At 69.7% G+C, this 9,581-nt stretch carries 12 protein-coding genes; 7 read left to right on the forward strand and 5 right to left on the reverse strand.

Features of this window, described 5'->3' with window-relative positions; genetic code table 11:
* The 5 genes from VME70_08195 to VME70_08215 all read left to right on the forward strand — a co-directional run.
* The coding region (locus VME70_08195; GenBank protein ID HTW20173.1) for an NAD(P)(+) transhydrogenase (Re/Si-specific) subunit alpha at window positions 1–780 on the forward strand (780 nt) is incomplete at its 5' end.
* Window positions 777–1,103, forward strand: a complete 327-nt coding sequence (locus VME70_08200; GenBank protein ID HTW20174.1) for an NAD(P) transhydrogenase subunit alpha — start codon at window positions 777–779, stop codon at window positions 1,101–1,103. The genes VME70_08195 and VME70_08200, both read left to right, overlap by 4 nt.
* Window positions 1,100–2,524, forward strand: coding sequence for an NAD(P)(+) transhydrogenase (Re/Si-specific) subunit beta (locus VME70_08205; protein ID HTW20175.1), 1,425 nt, complete (start codon window positions 1,100–1,102; stop codon window positions 2,522–2,524). Before VME70_08200 ends, VME70_08205 begins: the two co-directional genes overlap by 4 nt.
* A 64-nt stretch (window positions 2,525–2,588) precedes the next feature.
* Window positions 2,589–3,380, forward strand: a complete 792-nt coding sequence (locus VME70_08210) for a maleylpyruvate isomerase family mycothiol-dependent enzyme (protein HTW20176.1) — start codon at window positions 2,589–2,591, stop codon at window positions 3,378–3,380.
* A 22-nt stretch (window positions 3,381–3,402) separates the two neighbouring features.
* On the forward strand, window positions 3,403–3,855 hold the full coding sequence (locus VME70_08215; GenBank protein ID HTW20177.1) for a hypothetical protein: 453 nt from the start codon (window positions 3,403–3,405) through the stop codon (window positions 3,853–3,855).
* 43 nt (window positions 3,856–3,898) lie between these two features.
* Here VME70_08215 and VME70_08220 read toward each other — a convergent pair whose 3' ends face one another.
* The 4 genes from VME70_08220 to VME70_08235 all read right to left on the reverse strand — a co-directional run bounded on the left by VME70_08220 (window position 3,899) and on the right by VME70_08235 (window position 5,745).
* Window positions 3,899–4,414 carry a DinB family protein gene (locus tag VME70_08220; protein ID HTW20178.1) on the reverse strand — a complete coding sequence of 172 codons (516 nt, stop codon included), beginning with the start codon at window positions 4,412–4,414 and terminating at the stop codon, window positions 3,899–3,901.
* 145 nt (window positions 4,415–4,559) lie between these two features.
* Window positions 4,560–4,715 (reverse strand): hypothetical protein, encoded by a 156-nt coding sequence (locus tag VME70_08225; protein ID HTW20179.1) that lies wholly within the window; start codon window positions 4,713–4,715, stop codon window positions 4,560–4,562.
* Window positions 4,716–4,979: 264 nt separating this feature from the next.
* Window positions 4,980–5,612, reverse strand: a complete 633-nt coding sequence (locus VME70_08230; GenBank protein HTW20180.1) for an HAD hydrolase-like protein — start codon at window positions 5,610–5,612, stop codon at window positions 4,980–4,982.
* Window positions 5,613–5,622: 10 nt separating this feature from the next.
* The gene (locus tag VME70_08235) at window positions 5,623–5,745 is read right to left on the reverse strand and encodes a hypothetical protein (GenBank protein ID HTW20181.1); all 123 of its coding nucleotides are present in this window, start codon (window positions 5,743–5,745) and stop codon (window positions 5,623–5,625) included.
* A gap of 106 nt (window positions 5,746–5,851) precedes the next feature.
* Between VME70_08235 and VME70_08240 the strand changes: the two genes are divergently transcribed.
* Together VME70_08240 and VME70_08245 are read left to right on the forward strand one after the other, a co-directional pair.
* Window positions 5,852–7,888, forward strand: a complete 2,037-nt coding sequence (locus VME70_08240) for an ATP-binding domain-containing protein (GenBank protein HTW20182.1) — start codon at window positions 5,852–5,854, stop codon at window positions 7,886–7,888.
* 56 nt (window positions 7,889–7,944) lie between these two features.
* Window positions 7,945–8,979, forward strand: a complete 1,035-nt coding sequence (locus VME70_08245) for a hypothetical protein (GenBank protein ID HTW20183.1) — start codon at window positions 7,945–7,947, stop codon at window positions 8,977–8,979.
* Between the two features lie 55 nt (window positions 8,980–9,034).
* Here the strand turns inward: VME70_08245 and VME70_08250 are convergent, their stop codons facing one another.
* The gene (locus tag VME70_08250) at window positions 9,035–9,385 is read right to left on the reverse strand and encodes a hypothetical protein (GenBank protein HTW20184.1); all 351 of its coding nucleotides are present in this window, start codon (window positions 9,383–9,385) and stop codon (window positions 9,035–9,037) included.
* Window positions 9,386–9,581 lie beyond the last annotated feature (196 nt).

A 9,581-nucleotide genomic window follows, 5' to 3' on the forward strand; every position in this document is an offset into this window, starting at 1 on the left:
ATGGACGCGCTCACCTCGCAGGCGAACGTCGCGGGTTACCGCAGCGTCCTGCTGGCCGCCCAGGAGTTCGGCCGCTACTTCCCGATGATGGTCACCGCGGCCGGTACGGCGCGGCCCGCCGAGGTTCTGATCCTGGGCGCCGGCGTCGCCGGCCTGCAGGCGATCGGCACCGCCCGCCGGCTCGGCGCATCGGTGCGCGCCTTCGACGTGCGGCCGGACTCGAGAACCGAGGTCTCCTCGCTCGGCGCCCAGTTCGTCGACATCGCCGCGGTGAAGTCGGCGGCGGGCGAGGGCGGCTACGCCCGGCCGCTGACCGCGGAGGAGCAGGCGGCGCTGGTCGAAGAGCTCGCCGGCCACATCAAGCGCGCCGACATCGTCATCACGACCGCGCAGGTGCCGGGTCGCACGCCGCCGCTGCTGGTCAGCGCGGACGCCGTCGAAGGCATGCGCGCCGGCTCGGTCGTCATCGACGCGGCGAGCAGCAGCCTGGGCGGTAACGTGGCGACCTCCCGCCCGGGAGAGACGATCGTGACGGACAACGGGGTGACCGTGATCGGCGCTGACGATCTCCCGTCGCTGGCCGCCACGAGCGCTTCGACGGCGTACTCCCGCAACCTCACCTCGCTGCTCGGCGTACTGATCACCGATGGCGAGGTGTCGATCAACCTGGAGGACGAGATCCAGGCGGGCGTCGTGATGACCCACGCCGGACAGGTCGTACATCCGGCTCTGCAGCCCAAGCTTGCCGAGCCCTCGACAGCTGGCGGTGGCGCCCAGTGAGCGCGCAGCTGCTGTCGGACATCAGCATCTTCGTGCTGAGCCTGCTGGTCGGTTTCGAGGTCATCAGCAAGGTGCCGGCCACCTTGCACACCCCGTTGATGTCCGGCGCCAACTCGATCCACGGCGTGGTGCTGGTCGGCGCGATCCTCGCCGCCTCTACGGCGCACGACCCGCTCGGCTACATCCTCGCCTTCATCGCGCTCGCCTTCGCCGCCGCCAACGTGGTGGGCGGGTACGTCGTCACCGACCGCATGCTGCAGATGTTCAAGCGCCGGCCCACTCCGCCGCCGGCCGCCGAATCCGATGCCGGGGCGGAGTCGTGAGCGACTTCACCACGGCCGTCCGGCTGATCTACCTGCTTGCGGCTGTGTGCTTCGTCATCGGCCTGCACCTGATGAACTCCCCCGCGACGGCACGGCGCGGCAACACCGTATCGGCGGCCGGTATGACGCTGGCCATCGCCATCACGATCGCCGACGTCGCGCACACCGGGTCGATCACCGGCACCGGCTGGGCAATCGTCGTGGTCGGGATCCTCGTCGGCGGCGTCGCCGGCCTGGTCGGCGCACGCACCGTGCACATGACCGACATGCCCCAGCTGGTCAGCTTGTTCAACGCCGCCGGAGGCGGGGCCGCTGCGTTGGTCGCGATCACCGAGTTCGTCCGCGTCGTCACCATTCACGGCGCCGAGCTCTCGACCCGGGCCACCGTCGCGACCGTGCTCGACGTGGTCATCGGGGCGGTGACCTTCAGCGGCTCGCTGATCGCCGCCGGGAAGCTGCAGGGCATCGTCACGAGCGCGCCGGTGACCTTCCCCGCCGTACGCCTGGTCAACGCCGTACTCGTCCTCGGTGCCCTTGGCAGCGGCGGCTACTTGATCTGGGGCGACCACCGGTCGACCGCGGCGCTCGTGACCTTCCTGCTGCTGGGACTGGTCTTCGGCATCACGATGGTGATGCCGATCGGTGGCGCCGACATGCCGGTCGTGATCTCGCTGCTGAACGCGTTCACGGGCACGGCGGTCGCGATGGCCGGGTTCGTCATCGACAGCAGCGCACTGATCATTGCCGGCGCACTGGTTGGGGCGTCCGGAAGCATCCTGACCAAGCTGATGGCCGACGCGATGAACCGCTCGATCCGCAACATCATCGTCGGCGGGTTCGGTACGGCGGACAGCACGGCGACCGCGGTTGTCGGTGCCGGAGCGACGGTGCGCTCCGTCGAGGCGGATGACGTCGCGTTGCAGCTGGCCTATGCGCAGAAGGTGATCTTCGTTCCCGGATACGGGCTCGCGGTCGCTCAGGCGCAGCACGAGCTCGCGGCGCTCGGCAACCTGCTGGAGCAACGCGGCGTCGACGTGTCCTACGCCATCCACCCGGTCGCGGGCCGGATGCCGGGGCACATGAACGTTCTGCTCGCCGAGGCGAACGTGCCCTACCCGATGCTGAAGGAGATGGAGGAGATCAACCCGGAGTTCCCGCGCGCGGACGTCGCGTTGGTGATCGGGGCGAACGACGTTGTCAACCCCGCGGCCCGGCGGCCGGACTCCATCATCGCGGGCATGCCGATCCTCGACGTCGACCAGGCGAAGAACATCATCGTGATGAAGCGCTCCATGGGGCACGGGTACGCCGGCATCGACAACGAGCTGTTCACCAACCCGAAGACCGGGATGTTCTTCGCCGACGCCAAAGCCGGCCTGACCACGCTGGTCTCGGCGGTTCGGGCGCTGGTCGCGAGCTGAGCTCAGCCGGCCCGGTTCGGGGGTCGGTGGCGAGGTAAGTTGCGGGCGCAACTACCGTGTCGGTATGACCGATGCTTCGCGACCCGGGTCCGACCCGCTCACCGCCCTGCGGCACTCCCACGAACGGCTGGTCGACATGGTCGAACCGCTCGGCGAGGACGACGTCACGCGCCAGTCGTACGACGACGACTGGTCGATCGCGCAAGTGCTGTCGCATCTCGGGTCGGGCGCGGAGATCTTCGGGCGCTACCTGGCTGCGTTCGCCGCTGGCGGCGAGCCGCCGACGGGCGAGCAGTTCCAACCGATCTGGGACACCTGGAACGCGAAGTCGGCACCGGAACAGGCACGGGACGCGCTGCAGGTCGACGGCGAGTTCGTCGCCACCGTCGACGCCCTCAAGCGCGACGGTCAGGACGGCTGGCAGGTCGAGATGTTCGGCATGCAGACCGGGCTCGACGACGTCGTACGGATGCGGCTGAACGAGCACGCGGTCCACAGCTGGGACATCGCCGTCGCGCTGGACCCGTCCGCGACCATCGCCCCGGAATCCGTGGCCCTGCTCGTCGACCAGCTGGGCCAGCTCGCCGCCTGGGCGGGCAAGCCGACGAGCGAGCCGCTGGACGTGGTTGTGCGGACCGAGTCACCGGCGCGCGTCTTCCGGATCTCTTCGACCTCCGAGGGCGTGCGGGTCGAGCCGATCGAGGATCCCGGTGCCTCCGCACCGGCGTCGCTCGAGCTGCCCGCCGAGGCGTTCATCCGGCTCGTCTACGGCCGGCTCGACGCCGATCACACGCCCGCGCTCAAGGCCGACGGCATCGATCTCGACACGCTCCGGTCGATGTTCCCGGGGATGTGATGACGACGTCAGGGCAAGACCGATGACGCGTCGACTACGGCTGCGCAACCTGCCGACCCGGGTGGCGACCGGCGCCTACATCGCGCACACCGGGTGGGAGAAGTGGCACGGTACGCCGGAGCGCGCGCAGGGAGTGCACGGCATGGCCGCCGGTGCGTACCCGTTTCTCGACTCGGTCGAGCCGGAGAGGTTCCTCAAGGGGCTCGCAGTCGGCGAGCTGACCGTCGGCGCACTGCTGCTGAGTCCGTTCGTGTCCAACGCCACCGCGGGCCTGGCGCTCACCGGCTTCGCCGGAGGCCTGCTCACGATGTACGCGCGGACTCCCACGATGCACAAGCCCGGCAGCATCTGGCCCACCCCGGCCGGGCTGCCGGTCAGCAAGGACGTCTGGATGCTCGGAATCGGCCTCGGGTTGCTGGCCGATGCGCTCACCAGCGGCCGGCCGCAGCGCCGCAAGCGCGGCGCCACCGACTGACCCGGCGCCGCAAGCGCAGCGCCATCTACGGACCGGGCCTCTCCTACCAGCCGACGGCTCCGTCGAGCAGCTCACGGATGAGATCTGCGTGCCCGTTGTGGCGCGCGTACTCCTCGATCATGTGCACGTAGATCCACCGCAACGAGACCGGCGCACCGCGTCGCGATCCGGTGTCGTCGAGCTCATGGGCGTCGGCCGCCTTCCGGCTGCGCTCACACTCCGCCTCCCACGCCGCAAGGTCCGCGGTCCAGTCCGCATCGTCGAGCGGGACCAGTTCACTGTCGTCGATCTCGGGGTCGAACCAGATCGGTGGCGCAACCGACTCCAGCAGCACCCGGTCGAACCAGTTGCGCTCGACCTCGGCCATGTGCCGGATCAGCCCGTGCAGCGAGAGCAGAGAGGTCGGCACCGGTCGGGCCTTGAGCTGCTCGTCGCTCAGGCCCTCGCACTTCAGCAACAGTGTCGTGCGATGAAACTCCAGCCAGCTCTCCAGCATCGCCCGCTCGGACTGCACGTACGCCGGTTCGCTGCGGCGCTCGTCGATCAGGTCCTCGACCATGTGTCGTCCTCCCTCGCCGGGTGTCGACTCCACCCTGCCCTACCGGTCGGACATCATCGCGACCGGATCTTGCCCGGGCGTTTCCAGCGTGGTCCGGCCGGTCGGGACGACCGGCGCGGTGTCGCCGGCCGTCCGTGCGACGAACTCAGCTGCGATAGGTGATCGTGATCGCTGCGCGGGTGTCCGCAGCGTTACTGGTGCCGACGACGGTGCCGGTCGCGTTGCGGAACGCGCCGGTGCCACCGGTGATCGACCCGTGAGTCGTCGGCGTGGCGTTGAAGTGCAACGTCGCGTAGAGCACGCCTCGCTTGAACGCGATCGCGACCTGGCCGACTCTGAGGTCTCCTCTTGCTCAGCGGTGCCGATTCCGACGCGGGATCGGGCGGCCGCGAGCCGGGTATCTCCCGGTCGCACCGGCAACGTATGAGTGGAGAACTCGAAGCGAATCAACCGAAAGGAGGGTCTGCGTCGGTCGGCATCCCTCTCCGGGCGGACCGCGCGATCGGCATGGCTGACCCCGACTTCGCACCGATGTGTTTGCGAGCTCAGCGTCCCTGACGCCCAGTTAGATAGGGATAACGGCGAGCAAGTCGGACGGCCGGTCGACGACGGTGTCGGCGCCCGCCGCTTCGAGCTCGCCCGGCTCGGCGTACCCCCAGGCGACGCCGATCGCCTTGACCCCGTTGACCTTCGCACCCTCGACGTCCTGCGCCCGGTCGCCGACCATGACGGTGTTGCTTGCCGTCGCCCCGGTGGCATCGAGCGCCTTGGTGACAAGGTCGGCCTTGTGCCGCAGGGTCCCGTCGAGAGTGGCACCGACGACATGCGTGAAGTGCTGGCGCAAGCCGAAGTGCACGAGGATCCGCTCGGCGAAGACGGCCGGCTTCGAGGTCACGACCACGAGCTCGTCGCCGCGGGCGGCGAGTTCGCCGAGGACAGCGTCGATGCCGTCGTAGACCCTGTTCTCTCGCCAGCCGACCTCGTCGAACCGCTCCCGATAAAGCGCGACCGCTCGAGTGACGTCGGCACCGGGAAGCCACTGCGCGAAGGCATCCTGCAGCGGCGGACCGATGAAGCGGCCGAGCGAGGCCTCTGGTGGAGCCTCGCGGTCGAGTCCTTCAAACGCGTGCACAACCGAGCGAGTGATGCCGTCGTACGGATCGGTCAGCGTGCCGTCGAGGTCAACCATCACCAGCATCGGGGCGACCTTAGCTCCCGATGCTCCGCGCGTGGCCTTGTCGTGCTGCAGGGGGCACCACCCGGATCATCCCCCATACCGGCTCGCCGGAGACGACGACGAAGACGACGACGATCCCGACGAGCGATGACATCGGGACGAGGTCCGAGCAGGCGTTGCTGTGCCTGAACGGCTGACTCCGCTCGCGGTCGAGAAACCCGTTTGGACCCTGGGTCGAGTGTCACTAAAATTTTCGACTCGTGTCGTCCTTCGGAGGAACCAACCAGGGGCCGATCATCACACCGGAAGACCCCGAGACCACACTGGCCGAGGAACGCCGCTACCTGGACTACGCCCGTGGCTGCCTGGCCGAGATGCTCCGCCGAGTCCGGGAACTCGACCCGCAGGGCGGCGATCCGGTGTCGACCGAGTTCCTCAAGGCCGAGCTCGCCCATCGCGCCGACGCGCTGCGCGAGGTGCCCGGCGTGCCGCTGTTCTTCGGCCGGATCGACCGGCACTCCAGCGGCGAGCAGTTCCACATCGGCCGGCGGCACGTCCGCAACGAAACGGGAGACGTCGTCGTCGTCGACTGGCGTGCCGATGTCTCGCTCGCCTTCTACCAGGCGACCGCAACCGAGCCGATGGATGTCGCGAGGCGCCGCCGCTTCGGCCACTCGGCGGGGGCGCTCACGTCGCTCGAGGACGAGCAGCTGTCGGCCGGCGACGAGCACGATGTCTCGTCCAGCGCGATCCTCACCGCCGAGATCGAGCGGCCGCGGGTCGGCCCGATGCGCGACATCGTGGCGACCATCGCACCCGACCAGGACGACCTGGTCCGCGCGCCGCTCGCCCAGACCACCTGCATCCAGGGCGCGCCCGGCACCGGCAAGACCGCGGTCGGGCTGCACCGCGCGGCCTACCTCCTCTACGCCCACCGCGACCAGCTTCGCCGCAGCCGGGTCCTCGTGGTCGGCCCGAACCGCGCCTTCCTGTCCTACATCGGGGAGCTGCTGCCCGCGCTGGGCGAGGTCGACGTGCAGCAGGTCGTCGTCGACGAGCTCGTGGCCGGCGTGACGGTACGCGGGCAGGATCGCCCCGAACTCGCCCGGCTCAAGGGCGACGAACGCTTCGCCGACGTGATCGCCCGCGCCATCGACTCGCGGCTGGTCACGCCGACCGAGTCACTCGTGATCCCGGTCGGCTCGCGACGCTGGCGGATCCCGGCGGACGAGCTCAGCGACCTGATGGAACGCGAGCGATCGACCGGCCAGCCGTACGGCGTGATTCGTTCCCGCCTGCCCACCCTGATCGCTGAAGCGATTCGACGGCGTACCGAGAGCGTGGGCGGCTCTCCGGACGACCGCTGGGTGGCCAAGCTCGCGCGGTCCGCGCAGGTGCGCGAGTTCGTCGACCATCACTGGCCGGCGGTCACCGCCAAGGCGCTGGTCGCCCGGCTGCTGACCGACGAGCGGTCGCTCGCGCGCGCCGCCGACGGCCTCCTCGACGCGGCCGACCAGCGGCTCTTGCTGGACCACGCGGGTCCGGTCGCCGCCAACCGCGCGCGCTGGTCCCGTGCCGACGCGTTTCTGGTCGACGAGGTGCACGCACACATCGCGCGGCCCGAGACCTACGGCCATGTAGTCGTCGACGAGGCGCAGGACCTCTCAGCGATGCAGTGCCGGGCACTCGGCCGGCGGTGCGACACCGGATCGGCGACCGTCCTCGGTGACGTCGCGCAGGCGACCGCACCGGACGCGGTCGCCAGCTGGCCGGAGACACTGCGCCACCTCGGCAAGCCGGATGCCTCGGTGGTCGCCCTCACCCGCGGATACCGCGTGCCTCAGGAGGTGCTCGACCTCGCGAACCGGTTGCTTCCGTGGCTCACGGTCGACGTCGAACCCGCCGTCTCGATCCGGCATGCCATGGCGTCGCTCACCATCCGGCCCTCATCCGCGGTTCCCGCGACGGTCGTGCAGACCGTGCAGGAGCGGCTCGGCCAGGAAGGCTCGATCGGCCTCATCGCGGACGCCGACGTTCTCGCGGACGCCGCCCGAGCCCTGCGTCGCGCCGGGATCGAGGCCGGCAAGGTCGAACAGGGCATGGACCAGCGGGTCGAGCTGGTGCCGGTCACGCTCTGCAAGGGGCTGGAGTTCGACCACGTCGTGATCGTCGAGCCGTCGGCCATCGTGCGCGGCCACGACCGCGGCCTGCACTGGCTCTACGTCGCGCTGACCAGGGCGGTGTCGTCACTCGATGTGATCCACAGCGAGGAGCTACCGGCCGAGCTGGCGGCGTAGGAAGCCGGCCCAAGCAGCTGCGAGGATGGCCGCCTGCCGTCGCCCGGAGGTGCTTCGTGCCCGACCTGCCCGTCCTGCCGACCTCGCTCGTCGGTAGCTACGCCCAGCCGGACTGGCTGATCGACCGGGCCAAGCTGGCCGGCCGGTTCCCGCCCCGCGTGCGGGCAAGTGAGCTGTGGCGCGTGGCGCCCGAGCACCTCGCGCAGGCCCAGGACGACGCAACGCTGCTCGCGATCCGCGCCCAGGAGCGGGCCGGGCTCGACATCGTCACCGACGGCGAGATGCGCCGCGAGAGCTACTCCAACCACTTCGCAACCGCGCTCGAGGGCGTCGACATCGACAACCCCGGTACGGCGCTGGACCGCAGCGGCCATCCCAACCCGGTCCCACGAGTGGTCGGACCGATCCGGCGGCCGCATCCGGTCGGGGTTGCCGACGTACGGTTCCTGCGCACCAACACCGAGCGCACGATCAAGATGACCGTCCCCGGCCCGTTCACGATGTCGCAGCAGGCGCAGATCGAGTACTACGCGAGCCCGGCCGAGGCGGCGATGGACTATGCGGCTGCGGTCAACGCCGAGGTGCGTGACCTGTTCGCGGCCGGCGCCGACATCGTGCAGCTCGACGAGCCTTACCTCCAAGCCCGACCGGACGCAGCCCGGGAGTACGGGCTCTCGGCGCTCAACGCGGCCCTCGACGGAGTCACCGGTACGACGGTCGTGCACCTGTGCTTCGGCTACGCCGCGATCATCCACGAGCGCCCGGAGGGCTACTCGTTCCTGCCAGAGCTCGCCGGTTGCAGCGCCGCCCAGATCTCGATTGAGACCGCACAGTCGGGCCTCGACCTCGGCGTCCTCGAGGACCTGTCTGACAAGACGATCCTCCTCGGCGTCATCGATCTCTCGACCCCCGAGGTCGAGACCGCCGAGCTCGTGGCCGCACGCACCCGGCGGGCATTCGACCACCTGCCGCCGGAGCAGATCGTGATCGCTACCGACTGCGGGATGAAGTACCTCCCGCGCGAGTCAGCCGAGGGGAAGATGCGCGCAATGGCTCGGGCGGCGGCACTCCTGCGCGCCGAGCTCGGATAGGGGCGCCAAACGGAAGACCGCTAAGACCGGACCGGACCGGGACGGCAGCCGGCGGCTATTCGATGAACTGCTGAATCGTCCTGGCGAGAGACTGCGCGCGGTCGGACGAGACGACGAGCCGATGGAACTCGGCACCGTCGAGCTCGACCACGACGCCCGGGCGGTGGCCGTAGACCGCAGCAAAGTCCTTGCCGAACCCGCCCCTGCGGGTGCCCAGCGCGATGACGCCGGGGATCCCGGTGCCGGGCGCACGGAGGCCCCGAAGCTCAGCCCACGGGTCGGCCACGGCGCGAACGGACGTCACGTTGGCACGCGGCACCCGGATGCTGTCGTGCATCGCGCCGAGGCGCTCCCACCGTCCGAGTCGAAGCACGAGCTCCGGCCCTTCGGTCACCAGCTCGGCCATCGTTGCTCCTCGTCGGACCGCCGCGGGTCGCGGCACACCCCGGAAGTGGTCCCAGCAGTGTCCTGGCTCAGGACATCGGAATGGGGTGTCTCAGGTCATCGGAATAGCGTGTCGCAGGTCATCGGAATAGCGGTGGCCGCTCAGGCTTCGGCATGTCGAAGCGTCGCCTTGTGATCACCGCTGTTCTCACCGGCCA

The organism is Mycobacteriales bacterium, assembly GCA_035504215.1.
GTDB lineage: Bacteria > Actinomycetota > Actinomycetes > JAFAQI01 > JAFAQI01 > DATAUK01.

Excerpts from the sequence above, each read along its gene's own strand:
- VME70_08210 (HTW20176.1), top strand. The coding sequence starts at position 2,589 with ATGACCGATGCTTCGCGACCCGGGTCCGACCCGCTCACCGCCCTGCGG.
- VME70_08215 (HTW20177.1), top strand. The coding sequence starts at position 3,403 with ATGACGCGTCGACTACGGCTGCGCAACCTGCCGACCCGGGTGGCGACC.
- VME70_08220 (HTW20178.1), bottom strand. The coding sequence starts at position 4,414 with ATGGTCGAGGACCTGATCGACGAGCGCCGCAGCGAACCGGCGTACGTG.
- VME70_08230 (HTW20180.1), bottom strand. The coding sequence starts at position 5,612 with ATGCTGGTGATGGTTGACCTCGACGGCACGCTGACCGATCCGTACGAC.
- VME70_08235 (HTW20181.1), bottom strand. The coding sequence starts at position 5,745 with ATGTCATCGCTCGTCGGGATCGTCGTCGTCTTCGTCGTCGTCTCCGGC.
- VME70_08250 (HTW20184.1), bottom strand. The coding sequence starts at position 9,385 with ATGGCCGAGCTGGTGACCGAAGGGCCGGAGCTCGTGCTTCGACTCGGA.